The organism is Slackia sp. (genome assembly GCF_977041755.1).
Genome location: NZ_CDRRGL010000002.1, coordinates 1 through 23,183, shown reverse-complemented (window position 1 = coordinate 23,183; position 23,183 = coordinate 1). Strand labels below are relative to the sequence as shown.

Below are 23,183 nucleotides of genomic sequence, written 5' to 3'. Positions count from 1 at the left end.
GAGGAAATGGGCGAGAACGCCTTCCCCGGAAACGGCAGCCCGAAGGTCAACAAGGATTACGAGATCGTGAAGCTCCGCAAAAGGATCGAGGAACTCGAGCGCGAGAACGAGCTGCTAAAAAATTTCCGGGCCTTCTTGAGTCAAGACCATGCGTGAGGTGCGAGTTCCTCAAAGAGCATAGGGGCGAGTTCGGCCCCATCAGGAAGGCATGCGGGATCTTGCGCGTGCCCGAATCCGAATACCACGGCTACGTGAAGAGGAGGAAATCCAACGCACAGATCGAGCGGGAGGCCCTGGAGGGCTTCGTCGCCGAGAGGTTCGATCTTCACAAGGGCCGCTACGGGTACCGCCGAATCAACCGCGAGCTCAGGCGCGACGGCATCGTCGTCAGCGAGAAACGAGTGCTCGCCGTCATGCGCAAGCTGGGGCTGCAGGCGAAGGGGGCGAGCAGGAAGCACAAACGCGCGAAGGCGGTCGAGATGGGCGACCCGCGCGTGAACCTCGTGGACAGAGCGTTCGACGTCGAAGCCCGCAACAAGCTATGGGTGGGCGACATCGCCTACATCGGAACGGGCGAAGGATGGCTCTACCTCGCAGCTGTGATCGACGCGTTCCACAGGAAAGTCGTGGGCTGGTCGATGTCCGAGCGCATGACCGAGAAGCTGGTCACGGATGCGCTCGAGCAGGCAGTCGGAAGGGAGAGCCCGCCCGACGACTTCAGCCTCGTCTTTCACGACGACCAGGGTCCCCAGCACGCTTCCCGGGCGTTCCAGCGCTGCCTCGAGTCCCATGGAATCGCCCAATCCATGTCGCGGCCGGGCAACCCATGGGACAACGCGCTCGCGGAATCCTTCTTCAAGACGCTCAAGCGCGAGCTGGTGAACGGCAAGGGCCACAAGACGAGGGAGGAGGCGAAGCAGGACGTGTTCAAATACATCGAGCTCTACTACAACAGGCAGAGGATGCACTCATCGATCGGCTATAACGCCCCGTGCGACCTAGAGCGAGATGTTGCCTGAAGAAGCTTATTTTTCCGTCCAAGAAACCTTGACCAGTCCACCTAACCGGACCGATTCGGTCCAACTATTTGTCCGCGCCCCCTGGTTACGACGAAGAAATTCGTCTCGCCCATCGAGCGGTCCATAAGACCTAAGAAAAGCCAATCGAGCGTTTTGGCGACGGCCGAGCTGATCTTTTCCGCGATTCGGCGAAGCGAGAAGAAGACGAGGTCGCATTCGCTTTTAGCTGCAATTTCGAGTTCGCCGTTGCAGGTGTCGAAGTTTTTCTCGCCGGTTTCTGCGGGCTCGTTCAGGACATTGCCTTCGGAGTTGCTTGGGTATGTTGCGATTCCTTTTGGCCCGCCGTCGCAGGTGGTGGAGTGCGTCGCATTGGCCTTAAGTAAGCTGTCGCTTCGGGTGCCGCCCTCGCGAGCCGGTTTTGCAGCGTTTTTGGCATCGTCTACATAGATTAGCTCCTTGAGCCAGCTTGGGGCGCCTTTCTGTCGCGCGGTTTTGTCGATCCTCACGATTCTTCCTTTCATGCGTTGGTGTTGCGAGTTCGTCGTGCGTAAGGGGTTAGACAATCCATCCCATGTAGCTCAGGTACAGAGGCGCTGCGCCGTAAGCGATTTCGCGTGCGATGTAGGGCGCGAGTTCCCAAATAAGAGCTGCGGTGGCGCCAATGGCCGCTCCCCAAAAGGGGATGAAGAAAACGCGCTCGCACGCTGCGTCTTCGCAGGTGGTTGTGGTTTCGTCTTCGCATGCGCTGGTGCTTCCGCATACGCTGGTGCTTCCGCCCTCATTCTCGACCTCGCTTCGGCTTGCTTTTTCGTGCATGCTCGCGCCTTCGCCTTCGCCTTCGCTCGTGCTCGTGCCTCTGCCTCCATTCATGCTTGCGTCCTCGTCTTCGCCCCCTTCTTCGTCGCTAAACGGATCAATTAGGGTTCCCGCAATCAGAAGAGCTGCGCTGCCCAGACAGCCAACCAGCGCCCAGTTCGTGATGCGGTTGAACGCGTCGGCGTCCGAGCCGTTCACCGCGCAGGCGGTGGCGACTTCGATGAGGGCCGGCAAGCACGCGATCACGAGTGCCGTAAGTGCGTTGGCCGGGCATTTTTCGGAAATCGTGCACATGCCGAGCGCGCTCAGCGCCACCACGAAGGCAAAGGCGTTGAGTTCGCTCAAAGCGCTCGAGTCGATGAACACGGCGCCAATCACGCGCATGCAGACGAGCAGCATGAGCGTGACCGCCACGAAATCGATACGATTCATCGAGCGCGATGCAGGCTTTAATGGATAAGAGGTCCCCGAAGAAGTCGTCCAGCTCGTCGTCGCGGTTGCTGCGATCGCCGTTGTAAGGTGCGCCGAAGTTGCCCTGGACGCTGCCGGAGCTTTCGTTGTGGGTGTTGTCGTTGCTGCTGCTGTTGCCGCCGCCAGTGTTGCTGGTGCTGCCGACGTCTCTCTTGTCGCCTTCCTTATGAAATTCGTCGTCGCAGCTGTAGTGATACTTGCTTTCGGGGGAGTGCATCACGAACCCTTTGTCGGTTCCGATTCCTCCGTAGTATTTCTTGCCCATGGTTCCTCCTTGCGCGTGGCTATCGAAGTGGGAGAGGGTTGAGAGGGCCGCTTCCTCGTTTGCCGCCGAGCTTGCTCGAGAAATCGTTCATGGCCGTTCCTTTCGTGCATTGGCTTTTGCCAACCATATGGAAAACGGGCGCAAAGTTTTCTGGAAAATGGGAAGGGTCGTCGGCGTGGCTGATGGCGACTCGTCGGCGGACCGGTGCGCGCAAGCATCATGGGGCCATTGCGATATGCGTTGCCGAATTCGTCGCCTGCATTACGGCCTTCTGACTTGTCGGTGCCCATGAGAAGCATGTAGAACGGCTTGGGAGGCACGCCGGGCAGGTCGTTCGGAAAGCTCGCCGGGCAGATCGTTCGGAAAGCTCGTCGGGCAGATTGCTCGGAAAGCTCGCCAATCGGATTGTTTGGACGGGCTACCGAGAGGGCATTGCGGGCTCGCGGGGCTCATTTGGCAGAAAACGCCGCTAGGGGGCCTCGTTGCGGGGTTCGGATTTTGGGCGTCTTGGGGCAATTCGTGATGGATGATTCTCTGACCTGCGGTTTTCCTTCTTGGTAGGAGAGAGCCTTTCCCGATATAGTCGAGCGGCCTCTGCATTTCCTGTCGGATGAGGCCCCCTAGCGGCGTTTTCTGCCAAACGGGGACATTTTCTTTGCAATCAGGCCCCCTATTGGCGTTTTCTGCCAGGGGAAAGCGTGAAGGACGCGAAAGACGAGGGGCGTGGAGTGCGAAAGCCGGGGAAGGTTGGGCGCGAATCGAAGGGGACTGAGGGCGAATCGAGGAAGGCGGGAAGGCGCGGAAGGTGCGGTGCAAAGGTAGAGAGAGCGGGGTGTGAAAAGTGCGAAAGCCAGGAAAGGCGGGGTGCGAATCGAAGGTCGCTGTGGCGTTTTCTGTTGAGGGAAGTGCGAGAAGGGTGGAGTAAGAATTGGAATGGTGCTGTTTTTCAAAATCCTAGCGCTCGTTTTTCTCGCAGCAGTTCTCTCATCTGTTAAACGCTACGAGCATTTAACACGAGCATTTAACAGGTTTTCGTGCGGCGTTTGGCTTGCGGCGCAAATTACAATGGACAGCAAGGATAAAAAGGCTTCGTGGGAAGGTGCTGTCGTGTCAAAGGACGAGTTTGCCGAATACGAGCATGGCGCCAACGAAAGCCATGGCGACGACGAACGCCGCGATGCCAACGAGGATGGAGCTGCCGCTGGGGAAGCTACGGCCGACGCCACCGCAGCCGCCGCAGTTGCCGCGGCCGACGCCGCCGCTGCCGATGATGCGGTCGCGGGTGCCAACGCCGGCGAAGGCGCCAACGAAAGCGCCGCCGCTGACGAAGACGCCAAGGCCCGCCGCCGCGCCCATCGGGCGGCCATTCGCGCTCAGCGCAGGCAGCGGGGCGCTTTTGGACAGCAGGGCTCCGAGTGGGGTGGCCTGCCGTATTCGGACGCGCTACTGCAGGAGGGCCTCGAACATGCGCGCGTTATCGCCGAGAAGCGAATCAGCGGCGCACCGCGCACTGCGGAAGATTGGCTCGACAACAACGCGGAAGTGAACCTCGCGCTGCTTGCGAAGGCGGGCCGCCTCGCGCGGGAATGCCTCATTGAGGCGCACCTCGATGCCGTCTATGCGGCCACGAAGGGATACAAGCGGCTTTTCGAGGCGCACGACCTGGGCGCCGAATACCACCGCGCCGTGCGCCTTGCTGTGGAAGATTCGATAGACAAGTTCAATTTGTCGGAAGGCCACGTGCTGAACAGCTGGGTTTCGACAAACAAGAAACCTGTGGAGCGTCGCCTGTGCGAGTGCTATGCGCAGAAAACCGCGCTTCGCAGCGAACATGAGGCGCGGAAATATTTTGCGATTATCAAGGCGCATCGAAAGCTTGAAGATTCATTGCAAGGCGCACGCAGGCCGACCGAGGACGAGTTGCTTGAAGCCCTCGCGGAGCACACGGCAACGCGTGGGCTGAGCCGGGAAGCCATGCTCGACATTCTTGATCGTGGGTCCGATGGCGTGCATAGGGTGACATTCTCCGCCGCACCGCCGTGCGGTCGAGGAGCTGCGCCTGCTGCCGCCCGCGCGAGTGTGGTTCCTGCCGCGAAGCTTGCGGCTGGCGCAATGGATGCTGTGAGCGTCGTGGGAGCCATCAATGGTGCGGAAGATGCGGACGCCGAGGGCTTTGCGGACGCCGAGCGTGCGCGGCGGGTCTCGGGCGCCGAAACCGCTGCTGTGGAGGGATGCGTTGCGGGTTCCGAAGGTGCCGCGGGCTCCGCATCGATGGGCGGCGAGCCGGTCGTTCATGATTCCGATGCGCTCATCTTCCGAAACGGCATCGAACAAGATATGACTCCGCTCGAACGCGCGGTGTACAAGGCTCGTATCGCCCCTATTGTCGACGCCGACGCGCACTTGCAAACGCTCGCGAAGACGGCCGAGGGAATTCGTGTTTCGTGCGGGCTGCCGATGATGCAGGCCGACCGCGTGCGACGCATTGAGCTGCGCCTGCGAGAGCGCTTCGTACTTGGCGGCGAGCTCGGCGTGTATTCGGGCGCCGAAACTTCGACCTGGTTGCGTCAGGGGCGCTCGCGCCTCCACAGCGATTACTGGCTCTTGGACCTGTTGGCGCTGCGTCTGGCCGAGATGTTTCCGAAGCAATCGGCGCCTTCGAAGGCCAAGGCAAAATCTGCGGTCGAAGCAAAAGCCAACGATGGGTCGGCGGCTCGCCCGCAAACCGTGGGCGTTACGCGCGACGATTGCTACAGCATGCTGCTTCCGATGGCTGTCAAAACGGACGATTTATCGGGGAAGAACGGAAACGGATACGCGAAGGCGCTGTGGGAAAACAAGAAGCTGTCCGAGGATGCGGCCGAAAAAGAAGGCCGTCTTCAGGCGTATGAGGAATATCTCGAGAATCCGCTCGCCGTTGTGCGGGGCAAGATGCTCGCGAGGGTGTCGGGCGAGGCTTTCTCTGAAGAGGACCCGTGGCACGTGCTTCTGTGGCATTTCTTCTTCGATGAAGCGACCGACACGGAAATCGAGGAATTCGTCGCGGCGCTCAAAGATGCGCTCATTCACGATGCGGCGGTTACGGGGTCGAGCGAGTACGTCGCATCGACGGCGCGCGCCTATGTGGTGAAAAGGCTGCTCGCGTCGGCAGCGGCGCGCGGCGACGACTGGGATCGCGCGCTTGAGCATGCGCTTGGTCTTATGCTGTGCTGGATGTTCGACGTTGAATGCGCCGACGACGAATCGGTGGCGCTTGCGAACGACGGCCTGCTTACGGGCGGCGGCGTGGCGCCTTCTCGCAAGAAGCCGAAGGCGGGCCGCGTGCTTTCGTTTGACGCGTATATCGTTGACGGCCCTGCGCGTATCGGCCTCGAAGAGGGTCGCGAATTGCGCGTTCATCCGTGGCTTCGCCCGCGTGTGGGCATTGGGCATGCGTTCGAGAAAGACGAATGCCGCCAGCTTGGGTGCCGCCGCGCGGAATTCTCAGGCGAAAAGGCATGGGGTGCCATGAATCTTCCGGGGCAGCAGGAATGCTTGGCCCTCGGTGCAAATGGTCGCGCGCAAGACCCGGTTTCCAGAGAGCATGCCTTGCTGCTGTATGCGGGAAGCGAACCGCAGGGCAAGGAAAAGGGGTGGCTTGTCTTTGATTTGGCGTCCACGAATGGCACGCTCATCGTGCGTTCGAATGCCGATGGAAGCATGTCGAATGTGATTGCCGGCTTTGGTGCGAACAACTACGCCGATGCGAGGGCGCTGTCGTTTGGGCCTGCGTGCGCGGGCGATGAGCTGCTTCTGCGCGAGGCGGCCAGGCGTGCGGGTGCGGCGGTTCAGATGCGCGGAGCGTGCATTATGTCTGGTGACACGCTCGTATTCGGCTTTGCCGTGATGGAAGATGCCAACGGCGTGGTTTCGTTCGGTGCACGAAACGGTGCGTTGTGTCTGCGCGTGCGCGAGGCTTAGCGGGCGCGTTTGGCCGTACGCGCGCATGGGCTATTCAGTCTAGCGAACTGAAACGTTCACCCAGCCCGAATGTTGCGAAGATGCGATGCGGCTTCCCTCGACAAGAGCGCAGCTTAAACCGGGGCGCAGTTCGAGCACGTTCGTGGTTGAAAAGCTCGGTTGCTGCACATAAAGCGGGCGCTCGCTTGTGTTGGTCGCGATCCATCGGCCTTGGTCGCTTTCGTCGGGATGCACGGCAAGCCCGCCAATCGTGCGCGGGCACCTGCGCGCCTGGCCGGCATCGATGCGCGTCGCGACGGAGCAGGTGTAGAAAATGATGCAGCGGGAGCATGCGGTGGCATTGCCTGTGTAAGGCGTATCGGTGGCGTATTCCATGGTCGCTTCCTGCGCTTTCGTTGCTGAAGTTGTTTGACCTGCGATTATGCGTGCGGTCGCAGCGGCCGAACTGCGCCCGCGTTGCGGTTGGGCCGTATCTGGATTCAGCCGAGCTGCGCACGCATTATGGCGAAGTCTGCGCCCGCTTGCGGATGGGCAGCGCTTGCATCGCGGTTGGGCGGCGCTGCGTTGGCATCGGCCGTGCTCGTCGGCCATTTCCGTGCGACTCGCCGTGCGGCTTCGCCCTTCGACCTTGCGGCGACCTGTTAAACGCTATGAGCATTTAACAGGTTCCAGTCCGCGTCGGCGCCGTGCGCGTCAATTCCCCCCCGATCGCTTCGGGCGGCTTCAACGCGCAGCGTGTTCTCCGGTCCCCGCTCGTTGTGCGTGATTCTGCCTTAGCCCATGTGCGGCCCTACTCTGCGTGTTCCGCGAAGCCGTTTTCCCTAAGCCACGCTTTCGCGGGTGGGAAGCCTTCCTTTTGGTGTGCCTCGTCATGCGCGGCCGACTTTCTAATATAGGAAAGCCCGAGCTCGCGATTTTCCTCGACGTGGTGAACCGCGCCCTGCGCGATGTATGACCCTGAATACAGAGCACATCCCAGGAAGAACTGCGCCACCACGGCGCCCTTCGCCGCCGCCTCGCCCATAAACAGCATGACGTCGGCTTCTGAATACTTGATCGAAGTTCCCCCGAGGTTGTCGCGGGCGCAAATGGCAAGGTAGTACAGGGCGCTCACGCAGCCTTGGCGCGCGAGCCGCTCGAACACGCCTACTGCCTGCGCATAGTGCCCCGAGTTGAACTCGTCAAGCGCTTGCGCGAGCGTGCCCGCTTCGAACGAGGGCGCGTCCTGCGCCAAAATTCGTCCGCCGCCAAGGGCGGCGTTCAGGCCAAGCAGGTGGAGCTCGTGGCGATACGATGCCTTGTCGCGCGGTAGGGCATTTTTCAGCTGCGTTGTGGTCGGACGCTGGGCGGCGTTGATGGCCAGGCATGCCCCGAGCGTCGCGCGAAGCTTCGCGTCGAACGCGTCGACTGCGGCGCGTGCCGCCTTCTCGACGGCAGCGGCGGATTCTTCGGTGCCATATGTCGAGCGCAGGGTTTCGGCGATGTCTTTCTTCAAGAAATCGAGCGTTTCGGCGTCGTGCGTGAAATCGTTGAGCGCAGCTTCCTCGAGGTAGATGCCTTTTTCTCGTCCGCGCTCGATAAACCCGGGAAACGGCGCAGCCGAGTGTTCGCGCGCGAGGCGTTCGCGCTCGTCGGTCCAAGCAGGGTCGTATCGAAGGCTGCCGTCGCTATTCTGGGCGACCACGCCATACGCGGGCGGCTTGTTTTCGCCTGCGAGCAGCGCGAGCATCGTTGCCGCGAGAGAATACGCGTCGCTGCCTTTGCGCAGGTCAGTTTCGCCACTTGAAGGAAAGCAGCTTTCTGGAGACGAGAAGCCCTGCGTTCCCCAGGCGAGTCGAGCCTGGTCGCGCGAGGTTTGCGCGATGCCGAAGTCGATGAGGCGCACGCATCCCGTTGAATCGAGCAAGATGTTGCTGGGCTTCACGTCGTGGTGGATCACGCCTACGCGAAGTTCCGTTTCCGCCGTGGCGAGGAAGGCGATGACGGGCGACATGGTCGAAAGCGTCTCCTCGACCGTCATGCCTCTTCCCGTGCGGCGAAGGTGCTTCGCAAGGGTGTCGCCATCGAGCCACTCCTCGACGATACAGCTTTTTTCTTGGGCGCCGACTGCGTGCGGCATGCACACGGTGCCATGCGCGAGGGCATTGGGAAGCACGCGGAAGTTCGAAAACTTCTTCAACGAACGCCATTCGAGCAGGCATTCCTCGCCGTTTTCGAACACCTTTACCGCGACGGGCGTGCCGCTAGGCGTGTGCGCTTTGAAAATGGTCGCTTGCCCACCGTGGCTTGCTGCTTTCTCGAATGCGAGATTTTGCGGCGTTTGGCGAATGTCGCTGTGCTCGGGTGTGGCGGGGATGAAAAGCAGCTTGTGCGAGAAAGGGGTGCTCGGTGCCGACATGGCGCCCGAATCCGCCAGCGTAGGCGCTGACGCATCTGCCAACATGAATGTTGCCGATGGCAGGGTCGCCGCCGCGGCTTCCGGCATCGCTGTCGAGGTCGACGACCCCGTTCCCGTGAGAAGTTCTTGGCTCATGCCGACCTCCTTTGCGCTCAGACCTTCGCGTGCGATGTTGCTTTGTGATTACGCTAAGGATAGCGTAACCACCACGCGGCGGTCGCTCTTAGCTGCTGTTTCGTCGAACGTTCCGGTGTTCATGGAGGTTGCACCTTCATCGCCGCGGCCGATCGCCTCGATAGAGCCGGGGTTGACGCCCGCTGCAATCAGGGCGTCGCGCACGGCTTCCGCGCGGCGCTGGCTCAAGTCGACCAGGTCGCTGCGCGAGAATGCGGGCGAGGTGGCAGTGTAACCTTCGACGATCACGGTGGCGCCGCTGTTGCTCGTAATGGCGCCTGCGAGCTCGGCGAGCGTCGTTTTGGCCTGGGTGGGGTCGATGAATTCGGCGGAGTCGCCCACGAAGGCGAGCACCGTTTCATTCAGAACAACCTGGGCGCTCTGGCCGCGCTCAAGGTGGGGGAAGCTGAGCGAATCCTGTTCGAAATCGATGGTCGAAACGGTTGGCAGGTCGGCGTCGCAGCCAAGGCGCGTGAGCACGTCGGGCTCGACAATCGCCACGCCGCCGGTCGCTTCAACGAGAGTGGGATAGAGGCTTTGGAGCTTTGTCGCGATGGAGTTTGGGATTACCTGCTCGCCGCTCGCCTGGCCGAGGCCGTAGAAGTGCACTTCGATGCCCGAGAAATTCGCGAGAGCGCCCATGCTTGCCAGCTGGTTTGCGATGTCGTTCGCATCGGCGTTCAGAAGGTCGCTCGATCCGGCCAAAAGCCCCGTGGGGTTCAGCCCCGAGCTAATCACGTTGATCACCATTTTCGAGCCGTTGTCGTGGGCGCGCAGCTCGTTGGCGGCGTTGTTGAGGGCGGAGAGGGTGTCGATCTCGCCAGTTTGGGCGCGGGCGCCGCACACGCTCGTAAAATAGTCGGCGAGGAAGGAATCGATTTCTTTCTCTTGGCCGGCCTGCGAGTTCTTCGTGGTGGCGAAAGTTTTCCCGTGCGGAGTCGAATTCGCGTCGCAGGTGAGGTAACCCGCGTAATTGCCCTGTTCAATGGCCGCCTTTGGGTAAGCGAGGCACGTTGTGGGAATGCGGAACGCGCTGTTCTGGCTAGCGGAAGTCACGACCATGCAGCTCACCGGCTCGGTAATGGTGGATGAATCGACCGCTGCGGGGTCGATGGCGTAGCTTCCGGGTGCAGCGCTTTGCGCGCCGCTGGAACCCTCGGCCGCGCAACCCGTGGCGAATGCCGCGATGAGAAGCGTGAGCAGAAACGATGCTGCGATGGTTGCCGTGCGAAGGGCGGTGTTGTTCTTGAAGCTCATGGCAATCGGTCTCCTTTACGCTGCTTTTGCCTGGTCAGAGGCGGTGTTTTCAGTGTCGCCGATGTCGTTGGGGGTGGCGGCTGCGTCGGGGTCGACTGCGGCCTCGCTGGCGTCGCCCCCGATTTCGGCGTCGGCAGCGGTGCCGGTCGGGTTGGCGGCCGCAGCGTCAACGTCGGCCGCCGCGTCGCCGCCCTTGCCAGGGCTGTTGGCCGCTGCCTCATTCGTCGCTGCGGCTTCGGCTGTGGGGGCTTTCTGCTCGGCGGCAATCGCGTTGGGGTATTTCTTTGCGATGCGCGCGTCGAATTCCGTGGAAAGCTTGGCGAATTGCTCGCGTTCCGCCTTGCGCTGGGCCTCGATTTCGTCCACGAAGCCGATGAAGCAGTTGTGGCTGTCGTCCGATTTCGCGACGAGTTGCTGGAACACCTGCTCGCACGAACCCTTCGCCGCGGCGATGCTCTGGCGTCCGGCGGCGAGCGCGACGCGGGCGGCGGTGGCGATGTCTTCGTCGATGTGGTTCTCGATGATGCGCATGCGCTCGATTTCGGCCTGCAGGGCTTCGGCTTCTGCGCGAATGTCGAGACTCTTAATAAGGAAGGCGGCGATGGCTTCACCAAGCGCGATGCCCGCCATAATCAGGACAAACGCCATGCCGTCGATCGAGAGGCCGGAAACGACCTCGCCCGAGACGCTCGTCGTGGTCGAGGCCGCTTCGGTGGTCGCACGCAGGAAGGCACCGGCCATGGCCACGAAAAGCGATCCGATGATCGCGCACGCGGCGGGGCCCTTCTCGCCTGCGGCGATTTTCTCCGACGCGACCCAAGGCAGAATGATGAGCAAAAGGCTTTGGGCGATGGCTACGAGCCTGGCGAAGAAGTTGTTCGGACTGAAGGTGCCGAACGGGTCAACGTCGAGGAAGACGCACACGGCTGAATAGTCGAGGCCTGCGTTGGCCAGCGCCAACATACCAAGCAGTGCGGTGCTCGTGACTTTGTTCATGGCCTACTCCTTCGTCTCGAGGGTTGCGCGAGGCGCGCGTGTCTGACTGGTTTGGCGGGCTTGGCGGGCTTGACGAGCTTGGCGGGCTGCGCGTTTCGGGGTGATGCGCTCCAGGCGCTGTTCGGCCTGGATGATCTGGCTGCGAACGGCTGCGCGATAGGTGGACTCCATCGTTTCGGTGTAGCGAGTGAGCGCCTCCTCGATTTCCGCGAGGTGCTTTTCGGCCGTGCAGGCGGTTTCGTGGTAGAACAGGCCCACGCCAGTTTTGAAGAACGTCGCGTAGCTGTCGGAACGCGCGAGCTGGCGGCCGCGTTCCTCGTCATAGTTGGGCGCTTCGGGAATGACGAGGCCGATGCTCGCGGCCGGGTTGCCGATTTCCTTCTTCGAGGCGGAAGGCGAAACCGACATGCGGGCAGGGCCTTCAGGCAGGGTGGTCTTTTTGCGGAACAGGTTCATTTCCTAGCCCTCCTTCTCGATGACGTCGACGTTGCGCGTGCCCAGCACACCGACCAGGTTGTAGGGCGGCTGCACGTTTCCGCGGCGCGCGGCCCATTTGAGGTGCGTGTCGCTGAGCACTTCGTAGTTGCAGGCGGTGAAGGCGTGGCGCGCTTCGAGCGCTTCCGATGTGCGGTTCACCATGCGGTTCGCGCGCGTCTGCATGGCGGTCCAGGCGGAAAGCTCGCTTTCGACCTGGCGCGCGGCCGCTTCGCGTTTTGCCACCTGAACGGCCTTGTCGTGCTGTTTGATGGCCTCGCGGTCGGCCTCGGGCAGCGCCGAGATGTTGCGGTCGTCCACATGGACGGGCTGGTCAACCGCGGCTCGGGCTTCGTTGGCCGCGCCGCTGAGGCGGCTGCAGGTTTCCTCGCACACGGCTTGAACCTCTTTCGCCGTGTTCATGACGCGGCTCAGCTGGATTTCCTGGAGGCTCTGGTCGCTGCGCGCGGAACCCTCGAGCTTCGAGAGGAAGGGCGAGTTGCAAACGTGGTCGGAGGTTTTCTGTTTGACCTGTTTCGACCACAGGATGCCGCTAATGGCGGTGGTCCACTTCTTCGGCGAGAAAATCGCCCTGCTTGTGATGCGTATGTTGCGGTCGAGCTTGTCGAGCTCGAGGTCGATCCACTCCAGGGCCTCTTCGCACTCCTTGATTGTCGTGATCGACGTTGGTTTTTTGACTTTGCTCATGGCGCGCTCCTTTCCGGCGGGTGCTTGTTGGGTGGGCCGCTTTCGCGTTTCGCCTTCTACATGGAAAACGGCGGATGGTTTTTCTGGAAAACCAACGCCGCCTTGGCCGGCGGGTAAAGCACGGTTGCGTTGTCGCGGGGCCGTGCTTCGCGCTCTATTCCGACGAGGCGGCGTGGGGCAGGTGGGGCGAGTGGGGAAGTATGCCGTCGGGTGCGTTGCAGGCTCGGCCTCGTTCATCTTCGGCGGCCGATGTGCGTTGCGTGCCTGGCTTTGGGTCGCTTCTGCTCGCCCCGTCTCATTGTGGCCTAGTACGGATATGCTCTGCCTCCGCAGCGGGGGCATTGGGTCCACAGCACCTCGGTGGTGTGTTCCTTGTTGAAAACCTCGTAACAGTTGCTGCATTCAAATGTTTGCTCGACCATGGCGGGCTCCTTTTCCGGCGGGGGATGCGTTTCGGACGCGCCGCCGTTTGCGCGTCTTGCCCTCTACATGGAAAAGGGCGGCTGCTTTTTCTGGAAAATGCGAAAGGCCTGGTGGGAGAGGCATTGGAGGTTTAGTGGACATGGAGTTGGGTATGCGGCTAGCAGCTTAGCGGGCGTGGCGTCGGCGTGCCGCTTGCGGCCTGGTGGGCGATGTGGGAAATGCCTGGTGTTCGAAATGCTGGCTGTGCTGGCGCGGCCTTGCGGTCGAGATGCTTAGGGCCTGGGTGCGCGGAAACGTAGCTCGTGCCGCTTGCGATTTGGTGCGCGGGTCGGCTCTGGTTGCGGTCTGGCGGGTGAAATGATGCGCGTGCCGTCTGTGGCCTGGTAAACGGATTGTCGACCTTCCGTTCAAACCTTGCGTTGCGTCTTGTTGGGTCGTTTCTGCCAGGAAATGCCACAAGGGGGCCTCATTGCAGGCATGTTGTTTGGACGAAATGGGGAATTCGGCGTTGAAGATATTTGCGACCTGCGGTTTTGCGGTCGCAGTATCGGATTGCTCGTCATGGGGAGCCTAAAAAGAGGCCCCCTTGCGGCGTTTTCTGACAATTCAGAACGATTTCTCTGCAGGGAGGCCCCATTGTGGCATTTTCTGCCGGTTTTGATTTCTTTGCGGGGCGTTTCTTCCGCGTTGTTTTCTGCCGGGTGGCGACGATGTGGGTCCGGATCCCATGTGCCAAGTGGGGAAGGCCGTTCGTTTGATAGCTAAAATATCGCGGTGATTTGCGCCTTCTCGAATGGGTTTTAAGGATGCTCGATAATCGGCGGCGATGCGCTCGTGGAATCGTTATTTGTATGCTCGCAAGGAGTATACTCATGCCCACACGAGGCTTGATGTTGCCGACACGTGAAATTGGGCCGCGTCTTTCAGATAAGAGTAAAAGCTTGGCGGGCTCAATCGCTTGCGCAGCCGCCTGTGTAGCAGGGCGGTTTCGAATGGTCGTTCTGAATGGGCGCAGGCATGTTGGCAAAACAATGTGCAGGGGATTCGTGCGATTGCTGGGTCCTGCTATTTGCATGGGCATTGCCTCGTTGGACACGCTATGGCCGAAATTGAGCAGAGTGTGGCCGGGCTCGTTGCTGCCGATGCTTTTTGAAATCGAAGTTTTGCCGACGTGGGTGCGCGAATTGCGCTTGGAATACGAGGTGGGCTCATGAAAACGCTGGTTGTGGGCGATTTGCATTTGAAGCAGCAATTTGTGCTGCCCCGTATCGATGGGATGCTGGCTGGTGATGCAGAAATTGGGCGTGTCGTATTTTTGGGGGACGCGTGCGATGACTGGGGCGCGAACGAAGCCGATGAGCTAAACGCTATGGAGTTTTATGCAAAATGGGTTCGCGAGCATCGCGGGCGCGGCATGCGAATCGACGTGCTGCTGGGCAACCACGATTTTTGCTACGTGCGTGGCAAGCGTGGCCCGGGCTCGATCATGTCCATCATGCGTAATCTGCGAACGATTCTGGAAGATGCCCTGCAGGCAAAGGTCGCCTGTGCAGTTGGACCGTATTTGTGCTCGCATGCCGGTGTGACGGGGGTGTGGGCGAAGCGGTTTCTGCCCGATGCGTCTGCCGATGCGTCTGCCGATGCGTCGGCAATCGCTCAGCGCTTGAACGAGATGCTTGCCGATTCGTCGCATTGGGGCGATTTGGACAGCTGTCCGCCGTCGCGTGGGGGCTGGTCGCTGCCGGGGCCTTTGTGGGCCGATTTGCGCGATATGCTCGACGATGCGTTGCCCGGCGTACCGCAAATTGTGGGTCATTCGCCGGTCGAGCGTGTGGAGAACTATGCTAGCGGTTGGATGACGGCAGGTCGCGACCCCCTGTGGGCATGCGATACTATGTCGCTCATGAGCTACGGCTCGCCCATCGGCGACGGATCGATGCTTCTTGTTGACGAGCCGGGCGAGTCAAGCGATTCGTGCGACCTGGGTTTGTCAGGCGAGCCAGATGGCGTCGACGAAGCGCCTGAAGCGCGCGCAGTGCCGTTCCCGGGCGAGGGCTCGTTTGCCGAAGCGTGCAGGCGGTATTGGGAAGCGCGCTAGGCGGCGTAATGTTGGGCGGTTCCTTTCGTTTTCGAAGAAGACCATGGTCGAAAGCCATAAGCTTCTCATAAGGAAATTCATTGATATTTACAGAATAAATTTGCTGACGAGGCAAGTGCGGAAAGCCCCTCACTTCGCTCAATCGTGCTCGTTTTTGCTTCTCGCTTGTCGCATGCGTTCCCGCTTCGTTTCTCGACGCACGAGGCGCTCGTATGGGACAATGCGAGCAACGAACAGCTCAGCGAAAATCGGGCGAAAGGGAGGCGGCAATGGCGAAGCATATGACAAGGCGTACATTCGTGGCGGTGGCGTGTGGCGCCGTTGCTGCGGCGGCGTGCGGTTCTGTGGCTGCGACGATGCTTGGCCGCACAAAGCAGGACGCGAGCGGCTCCGCGTGGACGTGGGAAGAAGACGCCGACCTGCCCGTGTTGTGCATGGAGGTTTCCGGTGGCGCGATTGTCGCCATGCCGGGCAATGGCTGGAAGCCGCAAGGCGAGTGGATCCAGCTGCAGCTTTCGGGTGGCTCGATTCCGGGAAAGGAAATCGAGGCCATAACCCAGGAAGGCGCCACGCTGGTCGTGCGTTTGAAGAAGCCGGCAAGCGACATGGAAACCATGGATTTGTGCCTTACCGAATATCGTGTGGCTGGCGGCGACGTCTCGAGCGTTGAATCGGTTGTGGTTGAAGATAAGGGCGAGCGCTTCGATGCTCAGCTCGGCGTCGATGGCGAGGCTCGCGCCGTGCAATAGGAAGAAACTCGTGCGCCCTTTCTCCGTCGATGTTTTTCGCTTTGAGGGTAAAACGTGCAGTTGTCGCAAAAAGAGCGGCGACTGCACGTTTTTGTTTGTGCCGCTATGGTATATTTGCGAACAGACGTTTGTAGATTGATTCGTGGCACGCGCGGTTCTCGCCGCTTGTCGCTTGTGAGAGGTTGCCGATGATTGCATTCCTGAAAGGCACGATGGCCGGCCGAAGCGCCGATGTAGCCTTCGTCGACGTGAACGGCGTCGGCTTCGCCGTGTACATGCCCGCGACCGACATTGTGAAACTTCCCGAGTCGGGCGCCGACGTGGCGCTGTTCACGCATCTTGCCGTGCGCGAAGACGCCATGACGCTGTATGGTTTTTTGTCCCAGGAAGAGCATGCGTTGTTCCTGCGCCTTATTGGCGTGTCGGGCATTGGCCCGAAGGCGGCCCTTGCGGCGCTTTCCACATTCAAGCCGGCCGAGCTTATTTCTGCCATTCAGTCGGAAGATGTGAAGGCCGTGTCGACCATTCCGGGCGTGGGCAAGAAAACTGCGCAGCGCCTTATTCTGGAATTGAAAGGCAATTTGGCGCAGGCGGGCGAACAAGACCTGTTCAGCGCCGCGACGGCAGCGGCAACCGAGCGCTTGCAGGGCGCGCGCGACGGCCTGCTTGCCATGGGCTTCACGCTGGCCGAGGCCGATTTGGCGCTGAAGGGCGCTCCCGAGGAACTGAATACCGAGGGCGCGCTGTTGCAGTATGCTTTGAAGCGACTTGGCTCGGTGGGGTAAAGGAAGTAATTCGTGGCTGAAGGCATTCAAATAGAGGGCATGGTGTTCGAGGCGTCTTCGGGCGGCTCGGCGGCGGGCGGCGCGGGCTTCGCGCAGCAAACGCCGCGCGAGCGCGTGGTTTCGAGCGACCTCACCGAAGACGATTTGGCGCTCGATCGCTCGCTTCGACCGAAATACCTGGACGATTATCTGGGCCAAACGCGCGTGAAAGACAGTCTGTCTATTCTTATTCAGGCGGCCAAACAGCGCGGCGAATGCATGGACCACGTGCTGTTCAGTGGCCCTCCGGGCTTGGGCAAAACCACGCTCGCTACGGTTGTCGCCAACGAGCTGGGCGCGAATATTCGCACCACGAGCGGCCCGGCCATTGCTCGTCCGGGCGATTTGGCGGCTATTTTGACGAATCTCGAAGAGGGCGACGTGCTGTTCATCGACGAGATTCATCGCCTGAATCGTCAGGTGGAAGAAGTACTCTATCCCGCGCTGGAAGATTGCGTGCTCGATATTGTGGTGGGAAAGGGGCCGGCTGCTCGAAGCATCCGCCTCGATTTGCCGCACTTCACACTTATCGGCGCAACCACGCGTACGGGTTTGCTTACCGGGCCTTTGCGCGATCGCTTCGGCATTGTGTTCCGCCTGGATTATTACACCCCCGAAGAGCTGGCCGACATCGTAAAGCGCTCGGCGGGCATTTTGGATGTGGCGGTCGACGAAGAAGGCGCCATTGAAATCGCGCGCCGCAGCCGCGGTACGCCGCGTTTGGCGAATCGCCTGCTCAAGCGCGTGCGCGACTGGGCGCAGGTGCGCGGCAACGGCGATATCGACGAAGATACCGCGGCGGCAGCGCTGAGCTTCTTCGAGGTCGACTCGCTCGGGCTCGATGGCCTTGACAATAAAATCCTCGAGCTTCTGTGCGATTCATTCGCGGGGCGTCCTGTGGGCCTTACCACGCTTGCGTCGGCGCTTTCGGAAGACCCGGGCACGGTGGAAGACGTGTACGAGCCGTTCCTTATTCAGCAAGGACTTATTATGCGCACGCCCAAGGGCCGCCAAGCAACGGCGAGAGCGTTTGATCACCTGGGGCTGAAGATGCCCGGGGCGGAATAGCGAATGAGCCTAGGCATGCCCAAATGCATGCGCCAAATGTATGGAGCTTGGGTATACGCTCGGGTATGCGCCAAAAGCCAGCGAGCATGCTGTTTCGCCGTTCTGCCGAACGGCGAAAACTGCCCATGCTGCGCGAAAGCGTGGCGGGGATGAGCTTGGTCATGAGCTAAGGGTCAGCGAGCGCGAGATTCGCGGAGCGAATTCGCCCAAAAGAGGAGCGAAGCGTACTTAGGTGCGCGAGCGACGATTGCGGGCGAAGGCGTCCGTGCAGCCCGTGCGCAGCGTCGAGCGGTTTCTCCGTTCGGCAGAACGGAGAAGCATAGATGTTTCAGCAAGACTACCTTATGCGTTTGATTTGGCAATTCGTCGAGGCGATGCGTCGCACGGTCGAGAAAGACGACGATCCCGATGCGAAAGCCGAATCGGTGGAAGACGCTATCGCGAATGCGCTCGAAATGGATGCGAATGTGGTGCTGGGCCTGGCGCCCGAAAGCTTCGCGGGCATTCTGAGCGTTTCGGGAACCGACCCGCATGTGGTCGAGTATTTGGTGCGCGGCATGGCCCTCGAGTCGTATTACCTTGAGCAAGCCGGCAAACAGCAGGCGGCCCAGCTGCGATTCGACCAGGCTTGCGCGCTGGCCGCGGCATACGGCATCGATGCACCTGAGGCGGGCGAGATTCCCGTGATGGACGATTTCGACGAGATGCTCGAAGTCGACGGCATCACGGGCGAGGAGTAGTTCTCGCCCGCCCATAGAAAAAGGGGCCGCCGCCCACAGCGAAAGAAGAGGAGGAAGCTGCGGGCGGCTCATAAGGGGAAATAAAGAGAGTTGTTGAAAGGGGCGCCGCTCGGGTTGCTCGCGGGTGGCGAACTAGGAGGGATGCCGCCTACGGGCAACCCGAGGAGCGTGTTCAGGCGACGTCGGGGTTGTTCAAGACGGCATGTTGAAGCGCCGTCTGGGGGCAAGCCAGACGATGTGCTCAGGTGCCGCCCGGGTAGCGCTCGGGCGCCGCGGTGTTATTTGGCTTCGGGCAGCTGTGCCGCGTCGACCAAATCTTGGCTTTCCTGATAGGTCAGCCAGCCATCGGGCACGACGGCGTCGGTGTGGCACTCGGTGCAATACATCACCGACGCGCGATGTGCCTTGTGACACGTGCTGCATTTCTGCTCGCCGTGGCGGTCGGAGTGCGGGTTCACGGCGCCCATCCATTCCGTCTTTTTCTGCAGATCTTCGCGCGAGAAGGTGTGGCACGTGTCGTTCATGCAGAACTCGTCGGAATTCTCCAGGCCGCGCGCCTCAACGAGCTGCGTTACGGTGCGCTCGCCCAGCGGGCTGTCGTAGTTTCCGGAAACCCATTCCATGCCCTCGGTCACCTGTTCGCCCAGCTGGGGAACGTGGCAATCCATGCAGGTTTTGCCAACCTGGCCGTGCACGGCGGCGAGCATCGAGGAAGAATCGGCAACTTCGTTGCCCCATTTATCGGTGCCCGATTCGCCAGGTGTCGCTTCGTACGTCGGCAAATACGGGTCCATGGGGTCGTGGCAAATGGCCGCGCAGAAGCTCGGCTGTTCGTGCCATACCATAAGGCCCGCGGCGGCCGCCACAACAACGGCTGCCACAACGCCGGCGACGATGCTGCGACGTTTGCGCTTCGATGCACGCTCGGCCTGGTCGGGTTCGGTCGCGGTTTCTTCCGCGGCGGTTTCGGTCTCGATTGCGTCGAGCTTTTCTTCGGAATTGCTCATGATGTAATCCTTATCTTAGGCTCGATGCCGCTTAGGCGATGCCCAGCACGTTGCGAACGGCGATGCGACCGAACGCGCAGCATTCGCCCAGGTTGCCGCCGCCGTTGTACATGTCGCACCACACGCTGCCGAATTCGCCAGCCGAATACAGGTTGGGAATGGGCTCGCCGTTCAGGTCGATGATCTGGGCGCGCTCGTTGCGGCGCGGGCCGCCGTCGGTGTTAAGCAGGGTCGTGGAGCAGTGGCACGCGTGGAACGGGGCTTTCTTGATGGGCGTGAGCGTCCATGCGGGGCGGTGGAACGCGGGATCTTCGCCCGCTTCGCAGTACTGGTTCCACAAATCGACCGTGCGCGTGAGCTCGCCGGCGGGCAGGCCGGCGGCTTCAGCGAGTTCGGCGATGGAGTTGGCGCGGAAGCCGTAGCCGTCGCTCGAGGGCTCGAAGTTCGGGGCCGTTTCGTAGGCCATCATCTTCTTATAGCCATCGTCGTCGAGGATGTACCACGTGGTTTTCGGCATGGGCAGGTGCGGCCATTCGCCGCCGAACTGCATGTGGCCGTGGCGGCTGCCAACGTTGATCGACAGCGGGTTCTGGTCGATGACGTCCCAGTCGTGCTCGTGGTCGCTGTCCCAGTCCATGAAGAAGCGGCGGCCGTTCACGGCAACGGTGATGCCGAACTGTTTCGGAGTGCGCATGGTGACGTCTTCGCCCTCGATTGGCGAAACGCTCGTCCAGAAGCCCGCGCAGCTGTTCATGTGCCACATGTCGGCGCCAATGCGGCTGCAGATGTAGTGGCCGTCGCCCGTGTTCATGCGGCCGGCGATGCAGCGAGCCGTGGTGCCCGACAGGTAGTCGCCGCGCATCTGCGGGTTGTTCTCGAAGCCGCCGCAGGTCATGATGACGCCCTTGTTCGCTTTCACGTAGACGGTTTTGCCTTCGTAGGTGTACACGCCGCCGAGCACTGCTTTGGTGCTCGGGTCCTGCACCAGGGCCGTAAGCGGAGCGTTCAGCTTGTGGGTGATGTTGTCGTTGTTGGCGAACGCGTGGTTCACGAACTTGATCACGTGGTCGAATTCTTCGCCCTTGAAATGGAGCACGCCAAGGTTGTAGCCGTGCGGAAGCTCGGCGTATTCGGGGTAGCAGGTTTCGCCGGAGCCCTTCTGGAAGTGTTCGCTGAAATTCACGTCGTCGGCGTTGAAATCGGGCAGGCTCTCGATCCAGGTGCGGTTCTCGTGGATGCCTTCGGCGAATGCGTCGAGCACGGCGTCGGGCGTGTTGTCCATCTCGCCACGCAGCTCATAGAGATACTGGCGGAGGCCTTCGGCATGCTCGTCGTCGGTCCACAGCACGCGGCCGGCGGAAAACGGGCTGTCTCCCTGGCCGAGCGTCATAGCGCCCTTTTCGAGCAGCAGGGCCTTCGCGCCGTTGCCTTCGGTTGCCACGGTGGCAGCCGCCGCCTGGCCGGCAAGGCCGCCGCCAACGATGAGCACGTCGGTCTCTTCGTCCCATTCGATTTCATCGACGGAATTTGCGGCGTTGTTCTTGTTTTCCGCGTGGCCTTTGGCAGAGCAGCCGCCCAGCATGGCGGCGGCAGCGCCTGCGAACACGGTTGCGCCGGCGGCCTTGATGAAGTTGCGGCGGCTCGCGTTCAAATTCAAGCTTTCGTTGAGGTCCATCGTTTCCTCCTTCAGGGGACCTGTGGGTCGCGCTTCCTTTCGTGCGCTGCTCGCTTTTCGCGCAGCGCTGCGACCCGGTTTCGTCGCGCGAAACCCGACGAGCTCCTACGCGCTTCCCGTGGAGGCCTCCATGCTCGCCGACGTATCGAACGTCGTTTGACATCTCGGAATCCTAGGCGCCTGGCGCGGTGCGCGCGCCGTCCGAAGGGGGTTGTTTTTTGGCGAAAATACCGCGGAATGCGTGCAACCCGAAAGGGGTTATTTATCGTTTTGCCTGTTCAGATAGGTAAGCTCAATATATGTCTCGCGCAGGGGCTACGGCGAGCGTGGTAGCATGTCGCACGGAAGGAGGAGTTATGGTTGAACGACAACTGGACCACGAGCCGCGTGGTAAGCATAAGGAAACTGCCTCGAGCCGCGTGCGCTCTTGCACGAGCGGCGGGCGCAGCGTTTCGTATATCGGCATCGCGTGTACGCTTGCGTGGGCCTTTTTCGTGAACGCGGCGGGCGGGGGCGTTCCCGGCCAGCAAACTTCGTGGCAGTTGTCGTATGCCGTGCTTTCCGTGGTGGTTGTGGTGCTCGGTTTTTCTGCGAGCAAGCACCCGGCGGTGTTGGAATCGAAGCGCGCGGGCGCTGTTGCGGCGAGCGTTGGGTGCATCGCTTCGGTTGTGTTGGCGATATCGTTCGCCATGCCCGGCATGGATGCGTTGCAGGCGCTTTCCTCCATCGCGTGCGCGTGCGCGTTGGGATGGCTGTATTTGCAATGGGGACTGTTCTACGCGCGCATTGGCTGTCGCGAGGCGGTCGGCTGCTTGTTCGCGGCGAACATCGCGGGCTCGGTGCTCAAAGCGCTTGGCCATTTCAGCCCCGGGCCGCTTGAATGGGTTATAGCGGCGGCGCTGCCCATTGCGTCGGTCGTGTTGTGCCGCGTGGCGCTTTCCCACTTGGAATCGGGTGCCGCAGCGACGAAAGAACCCGAAGTCGTGTTCGAATCGCACAATATTCGCGGCCTTTGGAAAGTGGGTGCGGCCATTGCCGCGTTCAGTTTCGTGACGGCGTTTCTTATCGCGCGCTTCTCGGGAAACCAAAGCGCTGTTCCCGCGGCCGATTTCCTTATGGCTCGCGTTGTCGAAATCGCTATTTCGGGCATTGTGCTGTTCTTGGTTTTGAGGCTGAACAAGTCGTTCAATTTTTCGGAACTTTGGCGCATAGCGCTTTTGGCGCTTGCTGCCGACATGCTTTGCCAGGCGGCGTTTCCCCAGGTCACGTTGCTGCGTTGCGTTGAAAGCAGCGTGTGGGACCTGGTGGTGCTGTTCACGTGGCTTTCTCTGGCCGATATCGCGAGGCACTCGACGATGCCCACGCCGCTTGTGTTCGGCGTAGGCTGGGCGTGTTACACGGCGCCGTTCACTGTTGGTTCGGTTGTGGCGAGCTTCGCGCCAATGGGCTCGCTCGATGCGCCCACCGCGCTTGCGCTTATGTTCGTGCTGCTTATTGTGGCGGCGTTTTGCTTGGAGCTGCGCGACCAAGATACGAAGTGGATTTTCGCGGAGCTGTCGGGCGAGCGCGCGAGCGCTCCGGTCGATTTCGCGAGCCTCGACGATCGCTGCCGCGTTGTTGGCGAGGAGCATGGCCTAACCCCGCGCGAGCTGGAGGTGATGCAGCTTTTGGTGAAAGGACGCACGAAGGCCTACATCGCCGAGACGCTCTACCTTACCGAAAACACGGTGAAGGGCCACGCGCGCCATATTTACACGAAGCTCGACGTGCACAGCAAGCAGGAGCTGCTCGATTTGGTCGAGCGATAGCGGCGGCGCACGGACGCGAGGTTGCCGGGGCGGTGCGCGGGCGTTCGCTCGACGCTTTTTTAACCGCACGTCAACAGTTCGCGGGCGAATTGCAAGTTTTCAAAATTCATAAAGAAATGCCGCGCATTCTCACTAAAATGATAACAATCGCCGAAGTAAGACCGAATGGCACCCGTGCCGTCGTGGACGATGGAAGCGTTTTGTTCCATCGTAAACGGTGGGGCAGGTTTTGGTGGACCCAGAGCAATCTGGG

At 61.1% G+C, this 23,183-nt stretch carries 21 protein-coding genes; 10 read left to right on the top strand and 11 right to left on the bottom strand.

All coding sequences use genetic code 11. The features are described from left to right. Positions 1-6: 6 nt before the first annotated feature. Together ACWI8T_RS00375 and ACWI8T_RS00370 are read left to right on the top strand one after the other, a co-directional pair. Positions 7-156: a hypothetical protein gene (locus ACWI8T_RS00375; protein ID WP_449137517.1), complete on the top strand. Its 150-nt coding sequence runs from the start codon at positions 7-9 to the stop codon at positions 154-156. Further along, positions 153-1,019 (top strand): IS3 family transposase, encoded by an 867-nt coding sequence (locus ACWI8T_RS00370; protein WP_449137516.1) that lies wholly within the window; start codon positions 153-155, stop codon positions 1,017-1,019. Before ACWI8T_RS00375 ends, ACWI8T_RS00370 begins: the two co-directional genes overlap by 4 nt. Before the next feature lie 41 nt (positions 1,020-1,060). On the opposite strand, the gene ACWI8T_RS00365 is transcribed toward ACWI8T_RS00370, so the two are convergent. Both ACWI8T_RS00365 and ACWI8T_RS00360 read right to left on the bottom strand, forming a co-directional pair. Further along, positions 1,061-1,525, bottom strand: a complete 465-nt coding sequence (locus ACWI8T_RS00365) for a hypothetical protein (RefSeq protein WP_417305214.1) — start codon at positions 1,523-1,525, stop codon at positions 1,061-1,063. 49 nt (positions 1,526-1,574) lie between these two features. Continuing rightward, a complete protein-coding gene (locus ACWI8T_RS00360) occupies positions 1,575-2,267 on the bottom strand; it encodes a hypothetical protein (RefSeq protein WP_449137515.1) in 693 nt (230 codons plus the stop codon). A gap of 127 nt (positions 2,268-2,394) precedes the next feature. Between ACWI8T_RS00360 and ACWI8T_RS00355 the strand changes: the two genes are divergently transcribed. After that, entirely contained in the window at positions 2,395-2,613 is a 219-nt protein-coding gene (locus ACWI8T_RS00355) for a hypothetical protein (protein WP_449137514.1), read from the top strand. A 1,065-nt stretch (positions 2,614-3,678) separates the two neighbouring features. Continuing rightward, positions 3,679-6,531, top strand: coding sequence for a hypothetical protein (locus tag ACWI8T_RS00350; RefSeq protein ID WP_449137513.1), 2,853 nt, complete (start codon positions 3,679-3,681; stop codon positions 6,529-6,531). Positions 6,532-6,570: 39 nt separating this feature from the next. On the opposite strand, the gene ACWI8T_RS00345 is transcribed toward ACWI8T_RS00350, so the two are convergent. From ACWI8T_RS00345 to ACWI8T_RS00320, 6 genes are all read right to left on the bottom strand, one after another. Beyond that, positions 6,571-6,906: a hypothetical protein gene (locus ACWI8T_RS00345; RefSeq protein WP_449137512.1), complete on the bottom strand. Its 336-nt coding sequence runs from the start codon at positions 6,904-6,906 to the stop codon at positions 6,571-6,573. A 415-nt stretch (positions 6,907-7,321) separates the two neighbouring features. Further along, positions 7,322-9,064 (bottom strand): protein kinase domain-containing protein, encoded by a 1,743-nt coding sequence (locus ACWI8T_RS00340; protein ID WP_449137511.1) that lies wholly within the window; start codon positions 9,062-9,064, stop codon positions 7,322-7,324. A gap of 48 nt (positions 9,065-9,112) precedes the next feature. After that, the gene (locus tag ACWI8T_RS00335; RefSeq protein WP_449137510.1) at positions 9,113-10,360 is read right to left on the bottom strand and encodes an OmpA family protein; all 1,248 of its coding nucleotides are present in this window, start codon (positions 10,358-10,360) and stop codon (positions 9,113-9,115) included. Positions 10,361-10,375: 15 nt separating this feature from the next. Continuing rightward, a complete protein-coding gene (locus ACWI8T_RS00330; RefSeq protein ID WP_449137509.1) occupies positions 10,376-11,356 on the bottom strand; it encodes a hypothetical protein in 981 nt (326 codons plus the stop codon). 3 nt (positions 11,357-11,359) lie between these two features. After that, positions 11,360-11,812 carry a hypothetical protein gene (locus ACWI8T_RS00325; protein ID WP_281668268.1) on the bottom strand — a complete coding sequence of 151 codons (453 nt, stop codon included), beginning with the start codon at positions 11,810-11,812 and terminating at the stop codon, positions 11,360-11,362. A gap of 3 nt (positions 11,813-11,815) precedes the next feature. Then, positions 11,816-12,538, bottom strand: coding sequence for a hypothetical protein (locus ACWI8T_RS00320; protein ID WP_337493187.1), 723 nt, complete (start codon positions 12,536-12,538; stop codon positions 11,816-11,818). A 1,633-nt stretch (positions 12,539-14,171) separates the two neighbouring features. On the opposite strand from ACWI8T_RS00320, the gene ACWI8T_RS00315 reads away from it, so the two are divergent. The 5 genes from ACWI8T_RS00315 (at position 14,172) to ACWI8T_RS00295 (ending at position 18,440) form a co-directional block, all read left to right on the top strand. Beyond that, positions 14,172-15,059 (top strand): metallophosphoesterase, encoded by an 888-nt coding sequence (locus tag ACWI8T_RS00315; protein WP_449137508.1) that lies wholly within the window; start codon positions 14,172-14,174, stop codon positions 15,057-15,059. A 269-nt stretch (positions 15,060-15,328) separates the two neighbouring features. Continuing rightward, positions 15,329-15,808, top strand: a complete 480-nt coding sequence (locus tag ACWI8T_RS00310; RefSeq protein ID WP_449137507.1) for a hypothetical protein — start codon at positions 15,329-15,331, stop codon at positions 15,806-15,808. Positions 15,809-15,996: 188 nt separating this feature from the next. Then, on the top strand, positions 15,997-16,593 hold the full coding sequence (ruvA, locus tag ACWI8T_RS00305; protein ID WP_449137506.1) for a Holliday junction branch migration protein RuvA: 597 nt from the start codon (positions 15,997-15,999) through the stop codon (positions 16,591-16,593). A 39-nt stretch (positions 16,594-16,632) separates the two neighbouring features. Beyond that, positions 16,633-17,700 (top strand): Holliday junction branch migration DNA helicase RuvB, encoded by a 1,068-nt coding sequence (gene ruvB, locus ACWI8T_RS00300; RefSeq protein ID WP_449137544.1) that lies wholly within the window; start codon positions 16,633-16,635, stop codon positions 17,698-17,700. A gap of 323 nt (positions 17,701-18,023) precedes the next feature. Continuing rightward, entirely contained in the window at positions 18,024-18,440 is a 417-nt protein-coding gene (locus ACWI8T_RS00295) for a hypothetical protein (RefSeq protein ID WP_449137505.1), read from the top strand. Between the two features lie 278 nt (positions 18,441-18,718). Here ACWI8T_RS00295 and ACWI8T_RS00290 read toward each other — a convergent pair whose 3' ends face one another. Together ACWI8T_RS00290 and ACWI8T_RS00285 are read right to left on the bottom strand one after the other, a co-directional pair. Beyond that, entirely contained in the window at positions 18,719-19,447 is a 729-nt protein-coding gene (locus ACWI8T_RS00290; RefSeq protein WP_449137504.1) for a cytochrome c3 family protein, read from the bottom strand. A 31-nt stretch (positions 19,448-19,478) separates the two neighbouring features. Beyond that, on the bottom strand, positions 19,479-21,122 hold the full coding sequence (locus ACWI8T_RS00285) for an FAD-binding protein (RefSeq protein ID WP_449137503.1): 1,644 nt from the start codon (positions 21,120-21,122) through the stop codon (positions 19,479-19,481). 356 nt (positions 21,123-21,478) lie between these two features. Between ACWI8T_RS00285 and ACWI8T_RS00280 the strand changes: the two genes are divergently transcribed. Continuing rightward, positions 21,479-22,930, top strand: coding sequence for a response regulator transcription factor (locus ACWI8T_RS00280; protein WP_449137502.1), 1,452 nt, complete (start codon positions 21,479-21,481; stop codon positions 22,928-22,930). Between the two features lie 59 nt (positions 22,931-22,989). Here the strand turns inward: ACWI8T_RS00280 and ACWI8T_RS00275 are convergent. Continuing rightward, positions 22,990-23,183, bottom strand: a 194-nt coding sequence (locus ACWI8T_RS00275) for a hypothetical protein (RefSeq protein WP_449137501.1), incomplete at its 5' end; no start/stop codon positions are given.